The sequence below is a fragment of the Flavobacterium sp. XN-5 genome (genome assembly GCF_008033395.2).
GTDB lineage: Bacteria > Bacteroidota > Bacteroidia > Flavobacteriales > Flavobacteriaceae > Flavobacterium > Flavobacterium hiemivividum.
The window spans coordinates 271401-287781 of the sequence record NZ_VOGZ02000005.1; the positions used below are offsets into that span (position 1 = coordinate 271401).

At 35.3% G+C, this 16381-nt stretch carries 12 protein-coding genes; 9 read left to right on the plus strand and 3 right to left on the minus strand.

Translation table 11 applies throughout. The features are described 5' to 3' along the window. Positions 1-447 precede the first annotated feature (447 nt). The 4 genes from ppsA (at position 448) to FQU23_RS10980 (ending at position 6938) form a co-directional block, all read left to right on the plus strand. Positions 448-2862: a phosphoenolpyruvate synthase gene (gene ppsA / locus FQU23_RS10965; protein WP_147673855.1), complete on the plus strand. Its 2415-nt coding sequence runs from the start codon at positions 448-450 to the stop codon at positions 2860-2862. 44 nt (positions 2863-2906) lie between these two features. Continuing rightward, entirely contained in the window at positions 2907-3167 is a 261-nt protein-coding gene (locus FQU23_RS10970; protein WP_147673856.1) for a zinc ribbon domain-containing protein, read from the plus strand. Between the two features lie 93 nt (positions 3168-3260). After that, positions 3261-4250, plus strand: coding sequence for a 2-hydroxyacid dehydrogenase (locus FQU23_RS10975; protein WP_147673857.1), 990 nt, complete (start codon positions 3261-3263; stop codon positions 4248-4250). Positions 4251-4304: 54 nt separating this feature from the next. Further along, positions 4305-6938, plus strand: a complete 2634-nt coding sequence (locus FQU23_RS10980) for a cation-translocating P-type ATPase (RefSeq protein WP_147673858.1) — start codon at positions 4305-4307, stop codon at positions 6936-6938. Between the two features lie 347 nt (positions 6939-7285). Here the strand turns inward: FQU23_RS10980 and FQU23_RS10985 are convergent, their stop codons facing one another. Genes FQU23_RS10985 through FQU23_RS10995 form a run of 3 tightly spaced genes read right to left on the minus strand, consistent with a single transcriptional unit; the run spans position 7286 to position 11209 of the window. Continuing rightward, positions 7286-8878 (minus strand): MFS transporter, encoded by a 1593-nt coding sequence (locus tag FQU23_RS10985; protein WP_147673859.1) that lies wholly within the window; start codon positions 8876-8878, stop codon positions 7286-7288. Positions 8879-8885: 7 nt separating this feature from the next. Then, positions 8886-9947 (minus strand): HlyD family secretion protein, encoded by a 1062-nt coding sequence (locus tag FQU23_RS10990; RefSeq protein ID WP_147673860.1) that lies wholly within the window; start codon positions 9945-9947, stop codon positions 8886-8888. A 2-nt stretch (positions 9948-9949) separates the two neighbouring features. Continuing rightward, the gene (locus tag FQU23_RS10995; protein WP_245181109.1) at positions 9950-11209 is read right to left on the minus strand and encodes a TolC family protein; all 1260 of its coding nucleotides are present in this window, start codon (positions 11207-11209) and stop codon (positions 9950-9952) included. A 180-nt stretch (positions 11210-11389) separates the two neighbouring features. Here FQU23_RS10995 and FQU23_RS11000 point away from each other — a divergent pair, with 180 nt between their 5' ends. The 5 genes from FQU23_RS11000 (at position 11390) to FQU23_RS11020 (ending at position 16134) form a co-directional block, all read left to right on the plus strand. Beyond that, positions 11390-12202 carry an AraC family transcriptional regulator gene (locus FQU23_RS11000; protein WP_147673861.1) on the plus strand — a complete coding sequence of 271 codons (813 nt, stop codon included), beginning with the start codon at positions 11390-11392 and terminating at the stop codon, positions 12200-12202. 240 nt (positions 12203-12442) lie between these two features. Beyond that, positions 12443-13333: a DnaJ C-terminal domain-containing protein gene (locus FQU23_RS11005; protein ID WP_147673862.1), complete on the plus strand. Its 891-nt coding sequence runs from the start codon at positions 12443-12445 to the stop codon at positions 13331-13333. Further along, positions 13330-13623 carry a chaperone modulator CbpM gene (locus FQU23_RS11010; protein WP_207917115.1) on the plus strand — a complete coding sequence of 98 codons (294 nt, stop codon included), beginning with the start codon at positions 13330-13332 and terminating at the stop codon, positions 13621-13623. The genes FQU23_RS11005 and FQU23_RS11010 overlap by 4 nt, the downstream gene beginning before the upstream one ends. Before the next feature lie 145 nt (positions 13624-13768). Continuing rightward, positions 13769-15262: a thymidine phosphorylase family protein gene (locus FQU23_RS11015; protein WP_147673863.1), complete on the plus strand. Its 1494-nt coding sequence runs from the start codon at positions 13769-13771 to the stop codon at positions 15260-15262. 5 nt (positions 15263-15267) lie between these two features. Continuing rightward, positions 15268-16134 carry a ribose-phosphate pyrophosphokinase gene (locus FQU23_RS11020; RefSeq protein WP_147673864.1) on the plus strand — a complete coding sequence of 289 codons (867 nt, stop codon included), beginning with the start codon at positions 15268-15270 and terminating at the stop codon, positions 16132-16134. The last annotated feature ends 247 nt before the right edge of the window (positions 16135-16381 follow it).

Here is a 16381-nt window from a genome sequence, read left to right on the forward strand (position 1 = left end):
AAATTGAATTAAAACTGTATTTCTCTGTTAATTATTGGCCCTTGTGCTGCCCTTTTTAACGGATTTTTTGAAACATTTTATAGAATTAAATTGCTGCTAATAAGTGTATCTTACAAAAAAATAAGAGCTAATTCTATTAAAAATCAAAAGCTGCTAAATCATTAAACCAAAAAAATACTCTAATAACTATAAATTAGATACTTATTAATAAAATAAGTATCTTTTGAGTACTAATTCCGTCTTTTTTTGATTAAATTAGTGGAGCACTAAGGAAATAAAAACGAGCACACCTACTCCGCTCTACCTTTACTAGCAGATTGCTCCTATTATTCCTAGTATTGGCTTTAAAATCATTTTTTGATTTGCATAATTAAATCGTGCCTTGAATAACTATCTATCGTCTAATCTACTAAAAGGAGTACGCACTTACAATTTAAAATGATAAAAATGGAAGATTACAAATACATCTTATTCTTTAACCAATTTGGTATCAATACCATAGATCAGGTAGGTGGTAAAAATGCCTCTCTTGGAGAAATATACAATCAATTAAAACCTATTGGAGTTAATATTCCCAATGGGTTTGCAGTTACTGCAGCTGGCTACCGTCTTTTTCGAAAGAAAAACAATCTCGAGAATTCATTAGATGAAATTTTAAACCAATTAGACACAAAGCAGTACAGCAACCTTTCTGAAGTAGGTGAAAAAGCAAGAAATTTAATTCTTTCAGGAACTATTCCTGACGAAGTGCGCGCTGAAATAAGTGCAGCATACCGATCGCTAAGCAAACAAAGCGATATCTACAATCTTGATGTCGCAGTGCGAAGCAGCGCCACAGCAGAAGACTTACCCACAGCAAGTTTCGCAGGACAAATGCAATCCTTTCTCAATATCAGCGGGGAAAATCAATTACTTGATGCTGTACATCGTTGTTATGTATCCCTGTTTACTGATCGCGCCATAAAATACCGGCATGATATGGGTTTTACAAAATTAGATATCGCAATCTCGGTTGGAATACAACAGATGGTTCGAAGTGATAAGGCAGCTTCTGGAGTTGCTTTTACTATCGATCCTGATACTGGTTTTCAAAACACAATCATTATAAACAGTTGCTGGGGACTTGGAGAAAATATCGTACAAGGAACTGTAACACCAGATGAATGGATGATTTTCAAACCTACTTTGGAGGATACAAAACTGAAACCTATTATAAAAAAACATTGCGGCAGAAAAGAATTTACAATGATTTATGCCGAAAAAAATGAAGAAACCACTTTTGAAAATACAATTGTAAATATAACAACGACTGTCGAAAAACAAAATCAATTTTCATTAAATGACAAAGAAGTAATTGAGCTGGCACAATGGTGTACTAAGATTGAAAAACATTATAAAAAACCTATGGATATTGAATGGGCCAAAGATGGCTTAAACAATCAACTCTATATTGTTCAGGCTCGACCTGAAACGATTCACGGTAAGTTTCAAAAAAAAGTTAGGGAGATTTACTCACTTACAGAAACTGGTACTATTATCACTCAAGGAATCGCACTAGGCGATAAAATAGCAACTGGAAAAGCACGCATACTGCATAGTCCTTTGGAAGGTAATCAATTATTAGAAGGCGAGATTCTCGTTACCGATATGACAAATCCAGATTGGGATCCAATTATGAAAAAGGCGGCAGCCATAATTACTAACAAAGGTGGACGTACAAGTCATGCCGCCATTGTCGCAAGAGAACTAGGGACTGTTGCAGTTGTAGGTTGCGGTGACGCGACAAATCTCATAAAGAATGGTCAACAAATTACAGTTTGTTGTGCTGAGGGTAAAGTTGGAAAAATATATGACGGAAAATTAAATTGGGAAATTACAGAACATGATTTCAGTCAACTATCTATGCCCGAAACAGCTCCAATGTTCATTCTTGCGGATCCCGAAAGAGCTTTTGAATTAAGTAACTACCCTAATAAAGGAGTTGGTTTGATGCGCATGGAATTTGCGATTTCTAACAGCATTAAAATTCATCCCCTACCACTTTGTGAACCTGATAAAATAACCGACCAAAATATAAATGACCAAATATCAGAATTAACTAAAGGTTATGATGACGGTAAAAAATATTTCATTGACAAACTAGCTGAAGCAGTCTCGATCGTCGCGGCCGCTTTCTATCCAAAAGAGGTTATTGTTAGAATGAGTGATTTTAAAAGCAATGAATACGCTAACCTCATTGGAGGAAAATACTTTGAACCCGAGGAAGAAAATCCAATGATTGGTTTTAGGGGTGCTTCTCGTTACTATAGTAATTTTTATAGAGAAGGGTTTGCTTTAGAATGCGCAGCCATGAAAAAAGTACGAAATGAAATGGGATTCCACAACGTAAAACTGATGATTCCCTTTTGTCGAACAGTTGAGGAAGGAGAAAAAGTATTAGCAGAGATGGCCACTAACCAGTTGGTTCAGGGTGAAGATGGTTTAGAAGTATATGTTATGATAGAAATCCCAAGTAATGTAATATTGGCCGACGAATTCGCCTCGATTTTTGACGGATTTTCCATTGGCTCAAATGATTTAACACAACTCACTCTTGGGCTGGATCGCGACTCTACTTTAATAAGTGATTTGTTTAGCGAACAAAATCCAGCGGTAAAAAAATTAATACGGGAAACAATACTTGCCGCTAAGAGAAATAATATAAAAGTAGGATTGTGCGGCCAGGCGCCTAGTGACATCCCAGAATTTGCACAGTTTCTAGTGGAACAGGGAATCGATAGCATATCATTTAACCCAGATGCCATCATAAAAGGAATTGAAAACATTTTGAAAACCGAAAAGAAAAATATGGTACGGCCATAAATGACTAGAAAAAAGATCAATTTAACTCTCTAAAAATCAATATTATGCAATTAGATACATTATGTCAGAGTTGTGGAATTCCACTTGATAACGAGCAATTGAAAGGAACAAAATTAAATGGATTAAAAACGGATGAGTATTGCAAATATTGCTACCAAGCTGGGGAATTTACACAGCCAAATATGACATTTTCCGACATGAAAGAAACGGTAGAAACACAAATGAAAAAACTAAAACTTTCAGAACATACGATTCAAAAAGCGTTAGATCTTCTTCCCTACTTAAGCAGATGGAAAGCGATTTGATATGTTTCACTTTAAAATAACTTATTCGAAATAATAAAAATTATAACCATGTAAACAACTAAAATATTCATCATTTGAAATAAAGTAAACATCATGAAAATTCTAATGTACAGCATATTCGCATTTGACAAATCCTTTATCGAGAATACACCCCATGGCAAACTGGAAATAGAATACACAGATAAATCATTAAATGAAGATACTGCAATTCTTGCCAAAGGATTTGAAGGCATTGCTCTTTTTACAGCTGACGATGCCTCTGATGTTGTACTGGAAAAATTATATTTACTTGGCATTAGATATATTGCCTTACGCTCTGTAGGATACGACCATATAAACATTATAAAAGCAAGAGCATTGGGAATCAAAGTGGCTAATGTTCCGGCCTATTCCCCCTATTCTGTAGCGGAGCATGCTGTCGCATTACTAATGGCTTTAAATCGAAAAATTACGCTCGGCCAAAAACTAATGCAAATGGGCGACTACCGCCTAGATAAATTGATAGGTTTTGACTTGCATGGAAAAAAAGTGGGAGTTATTGGAACCGGAAAAATAGGTACCGCTTTTGCGAAAATTATGCATGGTTTTGGTTGCCAAATTTTAGCTTATGATCCACAAATAAATGAGGAGTTAAGCAAACAAATTAACATTAGCTATAGCACACTGGAAGAACTTTGTAAAAATTCTGATGTGATTTCAGTTCATTGTCCGTTAAATTCAGAAACAAAATACATGTTCCATAAAAGTTACTTTAATATGATGAAAAAAGGAGTGATTTTTATTAATACCGCCAGAGGAAGCGTCGTGAATACCGAAGATTTGATAATGGCGCTCAAGTCAGGAAAAATTGGAGCAGCCGGTTTAGATGTTTATGAAAAGGAAAAAAACATCTTCTTTGGCAACCATATGGATAAAAAATTTGAAGATAATTTATATACCATTCTTCGCGCCTTTCCCAATGTTTTAATTACAGGACACCAAGGGTTTCTGACCAATGAAGCTTTACAGGGAATTGCAAATACTACAATTGCTAATTTTAATGCATGGGCCTACGCTGGTATTTGTGAAAACGAAATAAATTAATTATTTATTTTATTTTGAAAAGCAGAAAGCACGCATTACTTAAAATAAATTCAGATGAATATCAATTGGCATTTACTTTCACTTTCTGAAGTTTCTGAGAAGTTGGAGACATCCCCCTCAGGTATAGATGAAAGAACTGCTGAAGAACGTCTAGCCCAGTACGGTAAAAATCAGATTGAAGATAAAAAAAAGAAGACCCTTCTGCAGATGTTGGTTCGTCAGTTCCGAGATTTTATGATTATTATTTTAGTCATTGCGGCAATTATCTCAGGAATAATGGGTGACCTAACAGATACTATAGTTATCGTTGCGATCGTAATTATTAATGCAGTTATTGGTGTAGTTCAAGAATACCGCGCTGAAAAAGCAATGGAGGCTTTAAAAAACATGGTGTCAAACGTGGTGCAGGTTCTACGTGAAGGACATCGAATTGATATCCCCGCTTCTGATATTGTTCCTGGAGATGTGGTGATTCTTGAAGTTGGAAATAGTATTCCTGCTGATGTTCGTTTTTTTGAAACCCATCAGTTAAAAGTAGATGAATCTACACTTACAGGAGAATCCTATAATGTAGAAAAAAACGCTGACTCTCTTCCTAAACAAGAATATTCCCTAGGAGATCTTACGAATATGGGATTCAAGGGAACTTTTGTCACTAACGGCAGAGCACTTGCTTATGTCGTGGCAACGGCAATGAATACCGAGTTAGGAGGAATTGCAAAAATGATTCAGACTGAAGCAGCTTTGACTCCATTGCAAAAAAGATTAGCCTCTTTTGGAAAACGATTGTCAATGGTCATTCTATTTATTTGCCTCGTTATTTTTCTAATTGGCTGGCTGCGTGGAGAATCCCCATATTCCATGTTAATAGTGTCTATTTCCCTTTCGGTGGCCGCCATTCCCGAAGCTTTACCCGCTTTGGTGACTATTGCTCTTGCCTTTGGCGCTAAGCGATTAGTGAAACGAAATGCGTTAATACGTAAACTTCCAGCCGTTGAAACACTAGGTTCCGTGACTTACATATGCTCTGACAAGACAGGTACACTTACATTAAATAAAATGACAGTCGAAGGCATTTATGAAACGTTTGACAAAAAATACGATACTATTTTTCTCGAAGGAGACATCCTTCTCCATCTAATGGCATTGAACAATGATGTCTCAAAAGATAAAACTGGAGAATGGCTCGGGGAATCAACTGAAGTAGCATTAGTTCAATATGCTTCACAAAAAAAAATGGAGCGGGCCGAATTAGAATTAAAATTTCCCCGCATTGCAGAATTGCCTTTCGATTCGAAAAGGAAATGTATGACCACATTACATCAAATCCAAAATCCCTCTTCGGGCCAGCCAAACGAAATAATTGTCATTGTAAAAGGCGCGGTTGACGTATTGTTCAATAAATTAAATGACAATCAAAAATCGCTTATTCCAGAACTAGAACTCAGGGTAAACGAGATGGCCGAAAAAGGATATCGGGTTTTAGGCTATGCGATGACAACCCTACCCAATTTACCTGACAAATTAGTTTCGAATGAAATAGAGTCTTCATTAACACTTATCGGTTTTGTGGGAATGATTGATCCTCCACGTGAAGAGGCTAAACAGGCCGTTTCACAATGCGTAGAAGCAGGTATTATTCCTGTCATGATTACTGGCGATCATAAATTGACCGCCAAAGCCATTGCTGAGAAGTTAGGAATCATTACTTCCGAGAAAAACCTTGTCTTAACAGGAATAGAACTTGCCAAATTATCACCCACAAAATTCTCGGAAATTGTAGAAAATGTACGTGTTTATGCCCGAGTAAATCCCGAACAAAAATTACTAATCATTAACGCCTTACAGTCTAAAAATCATTTTGTTGCTATGACCGGTGACGGTGTAAATGATGCGCCAGCACTTAAAAATGCCGACATAGGTATAGCAATGGGAATTAATGGAACAGCCGTTTCTAAGGAAGCCGCAGCGATGATATTACTCGATGATAATTTTGCCACAATCGTAGTAGCAGTAAAACACGGCCGAAGAATATTTGACAATATCCTGAAATTTATAAAATATACTATGACATCTAATTCTGGCGAAATTTGGGCAATTTTTTTAGCCCCTTTTTTCGGTTTGCCAATACCGTTGCTTGCTATTCATATACTTTGGATTAATCTTGTAACCGATGGACTACCAGGACTGGCATTAGCCTCTGAGCCCGCCGAAGCAAATATCATGCAGCGTCCACCACGAAATCCGAAGTTGAATATTTTTGCCGGAGGCATGGCCATACACATTTTATGGGTCGGACTTTTGATGGGAGTAGTAACACTTGGTATACAAGCCTGGGCAATTCATAGTGAGATTGTGCATTGGCAAACAATGGCTTTTACAGTGCTTTGCTTCAGTCAGATGGGACACGTAATGGCAATTCGCTCCACGCGGGAATCCGTTTTCAAAATCGGTTTTTTTTCGAATAAACCCATGTTGATTTCTCTATTATTAACGGTTAGTTTACAATTGATTATTATCTACACTCCTTTTTTCAATGAAGTTTTTAGAACGCAACCATTATCTTATTTAGAGTTAGTTATAACCTTAGCCGTGTCAAGCATCATTTTTTGGGCAGTAGAAATAGAGAAATGGATATTTCGTCGGAATACTAAAAATGAAAAGCTAAAAGTTGAAAAAAAACAATAGCTGGTTAGATTTATTCTAATCCCGCTTCGACGAATTCGACCTAATTATAATCGAATCGATTTTTGACTACATACTATTTAATACCAAAGACCAATTATACAAATGCGTTAATTTTTGGTTTAACTTTATGCTAATTAATCTCCAAGGTACAATGTTGATTTTTAGTTATTTAAATATATTCTGTATTTAAACAACTCATAAAAAAAATAAAAACGAAAGGAACATTAAAAATCAGAAAAATATCATGTATCGATCTGTTTAGACATTGGACATTTTCGCTACTTATTGCGTTTATTGTTTTCATCAATTATAGAATAGGATATAATGCAATGATGGTTACTTTCAAATTAGATAGGAATCACTTCTGCACCAATTTTCCGGAATCGAAAATGTAAATGAGGAATTAGTGCAATACCTAGCATTATAAAAAATATAAAAACACCCATATAATAGTAATAATCTCTTGCAAACAGAATATTCGTATGATTTGCAACAGCTTTCCCCATTAACTTCTTCGCCACTACTTTGGCTTTAATTGTTGAAGCTCCTTTGTCAAGAGCCAGATTTTCATACAGTTGTAAACGCTTACTGGATTCACTATTTAAAATGGTTATAGTATTTCCAAGTTCGTTATAATGTACACTTACTTGTTTTAAATTCACAAAGGAAATAAGTGCTAAGCTTACTGTGAATGCAAAAAAACGAAAAGAGACGCCACTCAAGGAAGCGGAGAAACTCTTAGATTCTGGAACAGAGGAAATTGTAAAAAAAACAATAGAAAGCATCAAAATCCCATTTCCAAGTCCTTGAAAAAATAAAGGCAGTACAACACTATCTTCATTGGCTTGAGAGCCAAAAACAAAAAACATTTGTATATGATACAGCAGTAAAAAAGCGAATCCTGTAAGCCATATTAAGCGCATATTTCGCTTACGTAAAAGAAATCGCGCCGTTATTGTTATACCAACAACAATACCAATGGCATTAAATAACATGATGTAGGCATAATGATACGAATCTAAACCCATCTCATTAAAAAGAAAAGTATTAGCGGCACTAAGATCACCTTTAGAAATATAATAGAGAATTAGTAGCAAGGCGCCTATTCGAAAATTTCGGAATTTGTAAATTGTTAAATCGATAAACGGACGTTTTCGATTTTTTTGTACTAAAATAAAAACTCCAAGCAATAGCATGATGCCTCCTACACATACCCAAATACGAATACTTTCAAACCAATTGTAATATTGACCATACATAATCACATAGGCTATTAAAGTAAGTAGTGTGCTGTAAATCACGAAACTCTTCCAATCTAAATCCAGCAAGGGAAGCCTTTTTTGGTGCAACCGTAAATTTGTTTTCAGACACAGTAGCAGTAGAAGCACGCCCGGAATTTGAACATAAATAATCGCTAAATACAATACATTAAAATCATAATTTTGAAATATATAAGCATCAAACAAGTAGATAAATGCATTAGATATTAGCAAGGTTCCATAAAAAACAGCGTATCCTAAAACTCTTGATCGGTTCGAATGAAACTGAGAAAATATCAGATTTATTGTAACACCAATTAAACCCACCGTAACCACTCCTCCTAAATATCGTAAGACCAGAAAAAGTAATGCATTTTGAGTACTATACAGTAGTAAATTGATTGCTGTAAACAATAAAACACACATTAAAAAATAAGTTTTGGAATCAAAATAGCTAAAAAACCTTCTTTCCAATGGAAAAAAACTAGCAATTCCAACATAATACAGTACGATCGAAAATTGGATATCTGTAGGGTCCAGACCATAAAAACTTGCGGCACTACTAACTCCTCCTATATAAGCCGCTAACATGGATACCGCTGGAAGAATTACTATAAATATCGTAACTTTAATTAGCCATTTCGGAACCCAATTTTTAAAAATGTTTGACGATGGATTCATATAAAAGTTATAATTTAGGAATCAAAACCTCAGCATTCATACCTGCACGAAGATTATTTGTTTTTGCTACAGCATCTGTCAAAAGTATCCTAACTGGAAAACGCTGAATAATTTTCACAAAATTCCCCGTAGCATTATCAGGAGGCAAAAGCGAGAATCGAGATCCTGTAGCTGGGGCAAGAGATTGTATGGTACCATGAAAAGTCTCCTTAGAGTAAGCATCTACTTTAATTTCTACCTCTTGTCCTTCTTTCAAATTTGCAATTTGGGTTTCTTTAAAATTAGCTACAATCCATTTCCCTTGATCTTGATCTACAATAAAGCCTATCGTTTGTCCTTTTTGAATTAATTGCCCTACTTGCAAGGTTTTATCTCCCATAATCCCATCGGCTGGTGCGGTGATAACAGCATAGGTCAAATTGAGCTTAATATGTTCTACGATAGCTTCTCTTTGCTGAACATTTGCTTTGGCTACGACTAATTGTGAACCAACATCATTTATCTTCCCTTTGGCTGTTTTATAGCTGTTTTGAACCGCTTTATATTCTGACTTTGCGATTTCGAAGCTGGTTTTTATAGCCTCAAAATGTTGTTGCGTAACTGCTTCCTCAGCTAGTAATTTTTTATATCTACTAAATTCTTTTTCTTGCTGCCACAGCTTTGCCTTAGATGCAGCAATACTAGCCTCACTTATTGATGCGCTACTGGTTGTGGTTACTGTATTACTTTCGAGCACTACTAAAGAAGCTCTGGCGGAACTCAACTCAGCTTCGGCTTCTTTTAATTCCATCATAGTTTCATTTTTATCGATCACTAGCAAAGTGTCTCCTTTATAAACACGTTGATGGTCTCTAAATTTAATTTCTTGAACATATCCTGTCGTTCTACTTACTATTGGATTAATATATTCTTCTACCTGAGCATCATTAGTTTCTTCATAGCGATACATTTTTACGAGTGCATATAGACCATAAATAACCAATAAAACCAATACTATTGAGGCAATACTATAAGTAATCTTAACAATAATCCTGTCAATACGTTCGTGTTTTTCTGTTGTTGTAGCCATAATTATAGGTTTCCTGTATTTTTTAGTAGTTGGTAATAGTGTACTTGCTCTGATATTTTGGCTGAAACGAGTTCAAATTGTGCTTGCAATAACTGTGTGTCCGCATCAAGCAAGTCAGTTATTAATGACAATTGGTTAAAATAGGTATGATTGAGTATGCGACTATTCTCTGCCGCTTGTTTTATGTTCAATTGCAATTCCTCTATTTTTCCTTGATCTTCTATGTAACGTTTATAGGCCCTATTGATGTCTTTTCGTAAATTATCTTGCACATTTTCTTGTGCTATTTTTTGCTCTTCATAGAGGATTTTAGCTTCTTCTTCTTTATGCACATCATGATATATCGACGAAATCGAGTACGATAATTTAACCCCCACAACTCCTAGTAAGTAGGGCGCATTTTCATAGGGATACAATTTGATCTGCGGATAGGAATAATTATAATCGCCAAACAAACCTATTCTTGGTAATTTATCCGATTTTAAGCCTTCTATATTTAATTTACTTAGTGCTACTTTTTGCTTAGCAATCTTATGTAATGGAGACTTGTTTATAGCGCTATCAACATAATCATCATAGCTCATTAAATGCTGACCTTCTCGAAAACCTATAGAATCTGTGGGTTTCAAATTTTGAAAATCAGGTTCTCCCATGTAAATATTTAGCTCCTGCATGGCTAATTGCGCATTATTTCGAATTTCTGTTAAAGAAGTTTTCTGCTTAGACAATTGCAATTGCGCTCGAAGTAAATCACTTTTCAAAACGACTCCTCCTGCATGTAATTTTTGAATTAGTTTTAAGCGTTCTTCATTTTGATAAATATTCTTCTTTACTAATTTTTCAAATTGTAAATAGAGTTGCAATTTCAAATAAGTTTCAGCCACTTGATAATGGATGTTTTCTATAGTTTCCTCTTCTATATATTCTGATAACTCCTGTTTCGCAACTTCTTTTTTGATATTTGTTTTTAGCTTATGCCCATTGTAAATTTCAAAATACGCATCAATTGTAGCACCATAAATAGAATGATCCTCTAAGGGTATATAGTCTGGATGGTGTAAAATTCCATTGTTAAAAATGGGAATGTTAGCTAATTTGCCATAGTTAGCATTAAAACCTATTTCAGGAAGTTGTTTGCTCTTTGCATTTTTTACAGCTTCGGCACCAGATGCTGTATGCAAATGATGGATTTTAATTTCCTTGCTATTTCGAGCGGCTTTTTCCCAAACGCTTTCGAGCGAAATTGCAACACTATCTTTCATTAGTTTTTGAGCTTGTATTGGAACAAAAAAAAACAAGAATATAGGCAGTCCTATTTTACAATAATTAAAGTGCATATTTACTTCTTAAATTAGAACTGCAAAATTCCAATTTCTTTTTAAGTCTTAATTTGTTAATTAAGCCATTTAATTGTTAATTTGAGCCAAATTAAAACTCATGATATGCCCACGATAAAAGAGCCTAGTTTTTTAGAAAAGGTAAATCAATATCCCAAGACTACTTACATCTACCATACTAAGATTGAAGAGCAACTTGCCATGCACAGTCACAACAAGCATCAGCTTACTTATATAGAAGGAGGAGCGGCTTATTTAAAGACAAATGACAATTCCTATTTCTTACCTGCCCGTCACTATATTTGGATTCCAGCAGGTATGGAGCATTTTATCGAGTTGAAAAGCTCCATAACTATGATACGGAATATTTATATTCCTACTCACATTCTTAATAGTAATGATTTCTATTCGAAAATGGGGATTTTCCCTGCATCAAATTTGGTTCTGGAAATGATTTTATTCACCGAAAATTGGAGCGGAAATATTTTTAAAAAAGAAAAAAATAAATTTCAATATATAAAAACCTTAGGAAATATTATTGCAGAAATTAGCAAAAATCCACTTCCTGTAGTACTTCCCACAACTACTAACCAGAGATTACGCCCAATTTTAAAATACATCCATATTAATGTAGACCAACTGCTTCTTTTACAAGATGTTGCTAAACATTTTGGTTTCAGCAGCCGCAGCCTTTCGCGAATATTTCGAGATAACTTAGATATTTCATTTTTGCAATATGTAAAACTCACTCGAATAATTCATAGTATGGAAAAATTACTGCAAACTGAAATGACTATCAGTGAGATTGCCTATGCATCTGGATACAATAGTCCGGCTACTTTTAGCAACACTTTTTATAATTTGGTTAAGATAAGACCGGTTGATTTTAGAAAAAAGAACCGAGAGATATCAGAATAAAAGATTTATCTATCATTAATCTTACCCATCCTTCTGCTAATCTGTAACCAAAAATATATTATTATTGATACACTTTATAAAATCCCCCTAACAAACTGAAATAAAACATTTTATTACAATTAATCATATAAAAAATCAGTAAATTTATACAGCTACTATATTATATCTTTTCAGACTATTAGAAAAGTAGTATCGCTAAAAGGGAATCGCCGTATCAACAATTGAAAAAAAAAATATACAATGGCATTTATAGACTATTATAAAGTATTAGGAGTCGAAAAAAAGGCTAGCGAAGCTGACATTAAAAAGGCGTATCGAAAAATGGCCCGAAAATACCATCCCGACTTGAATCCTAATGACAAAGAGGCCGAAAGAAAATTTAAAGAACTAAATGAAGCCAATGAAGTCTTGAGCAATGCCGAGAATCGTAAAAAATATGATCAACACGGTGAAAACTGGCAGCAGGCGGAGCAGTATGAACAATCAAGAAGACAGCAGCAGCAATACCAAGGAGGAAGACAACAAGCCGGTTTTAGCGGCGGCGGAGATTATTCGGACTTTTTCGAATCTATGTTTGGTGGACAATCTGCAAGAGGTGGTGGCCGTAGTACACAATTTAAAGGTCAGGATTTTAATGCTGAACTGCATCTTGACTTAAAAGAGGTCTATACCACTCACAAACAAACATTGACGATCAATGGAAAAAACATTCGGCTTACTATTCCCGCAGGAGTAGAAAACGGACAAATAATAAAAATTACTGGACTTGGAGCAGAAGGTACTGGAGGCGGTCCAAAAGGGGATTTATACATCACTTTCACCATAGAGAATCATACTGCTTTTAAACGAGATAAAGCAAATCTGTACACAGCTGTAGATTTAGATGTCTATTCAGCCATATTAGGAGGTGAGATTACCGTAGACACTTTTGACGGAAAAGTAAAATTGAAAGTACCCGCGGGAACTCAAAATGGAACCAAAGTAAAACTAAAAGGAAAAGGCTTTCCCGTTTATAAAAAGGAAAATCAATTTGGTGATTTATACATCACTTATGAAATAAAAATTCCAACAAGTCTGTCTGAAAAAGAAAAGGAATTATACACTGAACTTTCTAAGCTAAGAACATTATGAATACAGAAAACTTCATTCCACTCCACACATTAGTTAGCCACTATAAAGTCGAACTGGCTTTCTTTAGTCATTTAAGCGAACTTGGATTAGTGGAGATTCAAACAGTGGAACAGGTGCAATATATTCATCAAGATTCCATTTATGAAATCGAAAAGATCATCCGGATGCATCAAGAATTAGATGTCAATATAGAAGGAATTGATGTTGTTTTTAACTTACTACAGAAAATTGATGCATTACAGACAGAGCTTATAGCTGTTAGAAACAGATTAAGACTATATGAGAACTAAATGGCGCTAATTTTACAAATTACAATAACTGAAGTTCAACTATTTTTATATTCAGTTTTAATTGTGATTTAGCTCCAAAAATCCTTCAACCGTAATAATTGAGGTTGTACCTTTCTAATGAATTGCGCCATTAAATATTTGTTTTATGGATACTACTTTTAACACTCTAAAATTAATCCATCTTGGCATCGATGCGCAGCGAGAACACGTTGTTTTCATGCGAAAAGATTGCCATATCTGTAAATCAGAAGGTTTCGAAGCACTAAATAGAGTACTAGTAACTGTAAATGGCAATTCTAAAATAGCCACTTTATATATTATCACTGATGGAATTTTACAAGCGGGAGAAGCGGGATTGTCTGAAAGTGCATGGAAAGATTTAAACGCTAAAAAAGGGGACGAAATTAGTTTTTCACATGTGCAGCCCGTGACTTCCATGAGTAGTATTAGAGCTAAAATGTATGGCAAACAGCTGAACAATGAGAACCTACAAAACATAATAAACGATATTGTCAAGGGCGAATATTCTAATATCGAAATTGCTGCTTTTATAACTGCTTGTGCCGGTGACAATCTCAACATCGAAGAAATAATAGGACTCACTAAAGCGATGGTAGTTTCAGGACAAAGACTTTCTTGGAATAAAAAAATTGTGGTCGACAAACATTGTGTAGGAGGACTTCCTGGAAATAGAACAACACCTATCGTGGTAGCAATAGTTGCTGCCTACGGTCTTACAATACCCAAAACTTCTTCTCGGGCAATTACATCGCCTGCAGGTACGGCTGACAGCTTAGAAACCATGACGACAATTGATCTCAGCATCAAACAAATTCAAAAAGTAGTAGAGCAGGAAAATGGATGCTTCGTTTGGGGTGGTTCCATCAAACTAAGCCCAGCCGATGATATCTTAATTCGTGTCGAAAGAGCGCTTGATGTAGATGGTGAAGGACAAATGATCGCATCAGTATTGTCAAAAAAGATCGCCGCGGGCTCGACACATGTGGTTATTGATATTCCAATAGGAAAAACAGCAAAAGTAAGAACAGAAGAAGATGCCGAAAAACTAAAATATTATTTCAATGTCGTTGGAAAAGCGATGGGCATCAAAGTAAATGTTCTTTTTACGGATGGCTCCCAGCCCATTGGCAGAGGAATTGGCCCTACACTAGAAGCTATGGATGTGCTTAGTGTGTTGCGTAATGAAGAAAATGCACCTCAAGATTTAAAAAATAAATCACTCCTAATTGCAGCTAGTATCATCGACTTAGTAGATGACAAAAATGGATTACAAAATGCTCAAGAAATCCTATCCTCCGGAAAGGCTTACGAAAAGTTTCTTTCGATATGCAAAGCCCAAGGTGGTTTTAGAGAACCTGAATTTGCCGTCTTTAAAGAAGATGTTACAGCTGATAAGTCAGGAGTTGTGATTGAAATTGATAACCGCAAACTTGCGAAAATCGCAAAACTTGCTGGTGCACCGCACGATAGTAAAGCAGGACTGCTATTAAAAACGCCTTTGAATACCAAAGTCGAGAAAGGTGATATATTGTATACAATTTACTCCGAAACAAATGGTGAACTGAAATACTCTGTCGACTACATGAAATCAGAAAAGGATATTATTCTAATTCAATAATGCTCATGAAAAAAATATATTTTGCTTTACCAGGAAATGAAGAGTTGGCAGAAATACTTATTCAAAAAGAAAATGCTGAAAAAGGAAACGTAGAAATCCGCTCTTTTCCTGATGGAGAAACCTATGTTCGGATTATATCAGATGTGAAAGACAAAAAAGTATTTCTAGTTTGTACCCTTCATCAGCCTGACTCTAAATTGTTACCGCTCTACTTTTTGGCGAAGACCGCAAAAGAATTTGGTGCTAAAAGCATCTGTTTAATCGCGCCATATCTTTCCTATATGCGCCAAGACAAGGTCTTCAATACTGGAGAAAGTGTTACCTCTACTCTTTTTGCAAATTTACTTTCCGGATTTGTAGATACATTAGTTACGGTTGATCCCCACTTACATCGAAGAACTTCTTTATCTGAAATCTACAGCATACCAACAACGGTCTCTCATGCAGCACTGCATATTTCGGCCTGGATAAAATATACTATTGAGAACCCGGTACTAATTGGCCCCGACAGTGAAAGTGAACAATGGGTTGCAGAAGTCGCAAAAAATGCTAACGCACCCTATATTATTTTATCGAAAATTAGACATGGTGACCGTGATGTAGAAGTTTCCATACCACAAATTGATAAATACAAAACCCATGTTCCCGTTTTAGTGGATGATATTATTTCAACTGGACGAACGATGATAGAGACGATTACTCATTTGAAAAACGCTGGAATGAAACCTCCCATTTGCATTGGCGTACACGCCGTATTTGCTAAAAATGCTTTTCAGGAAATAAAAAAATCAGGAGCAAAGGAAATCATTACTTGCAACACGATTCCTCATGAAAGCAATAGAATTGACATTAGCGATTTGTTGATTCTCTAAGCTAAAAACATCAGTCTTTTGTAATCCGAAGAATATCCAACTAAGCTATTTTTTCTTCGAAAAACAAACCAGTCACCAGAATTTTTTACCGGAAATAGTAAGTCATTTAACAATTAGACTCAAAACCTAGAATCTAGATTCTTCTTCATTTATTCCGTTCATATTTCGTGTTTTTATGAGAATGTCTTTTGCAAATGTTTTATTATCGGTGTAAAAACTATTTCCCCCCGATTAAAACATCAAAAAA

Excerpts from the sequence above, each read along its gene's own strand:
- ppsA (WP_147673855.1), top strand. The coding sequence starts at position 448 with ATGGAAGATTACAAATACATCTTATTCTTTAACCAATTTGGTATCAAT.
- FQU23_RS10970 (WP_147673856.1), top strand. The coding sequence starts at position 2,907 with ATGCAATTAGATACATTATGTCAGAGTTGTGGAATTCCACTTGATAAC.
- FQU23_RS10975 (WP_147673857.1), top strand. The coding sequence starts at position 3,261 with ATGAAAATTCTAATGTACAGCATATTCGCATTTGACAAATCCTTTATC.
- FQU23_RS10980 (WP_147673858.1), top strand. The coding sequence starts at position 4,305 with ATGAATATCAATTGGCATTTACTTTCACTTTCTGAAGTTTCTGAGAAG.
- FQU23_RS10985 (WP_147673859.1), bottom strand. The coding sequence starts at position 8,878 with ATGAATCCATCGTCAAACATTTTTAAAAATTGGGTTCCGAAATGGCTA.
- FQU23_RS10990 (WP_147673860.1), bottom strand. The coding sequence starts at position 9,947 with ATGGCTACAACAACAGAAAAACACGAACGTATTGACAGGATTATTGTT.
- FQU23_RS10995 (WP_245181109.1), bottom strand. The coding sequence starts at position 11,209 with ATGAAAGATAGTGTTGCAATTTCGCTCGAAAGCGTTTGGGAAAAAGCC.
- FQU23_RS11000 (WP_147673861.1), top strand. The coding sequence starts at position 11,390 with ATGCCCACGATAAAAGAGCCTAGTTTTTTAGAAAAGGTAAATCAATAT.
- FQU23_RS11005 (WP_147673862.1), top strand. The coding sequence starts at position 12,443 with ATGGCATTTATAGACTATTATAAAGTATTAGGAGTCGAAAAAAAGGCT.
- FQU23_RS11010 (WP_207917115.1), top strand. The coding sequence starts at position 13,330 with ATGAATACAGAAAACTTCATTCCACTCCACACATTAGTTAGCCACTAT.
- FQU23_RS11015 (WP_147673863.1), top strand. The coding sequence starts at position 13,769 with ATGGATACTACTTTTAACACTCTAAAATTAATCCATCTTGGCATCGAT.
- FQU23_RS11020 (WP_147673864.1), top strand. The coding sequence starts at position 15,268 with ATGAAAAAAATATATTTTGCTTTACCAGGAAATGAAGAGTTGGCAGAA.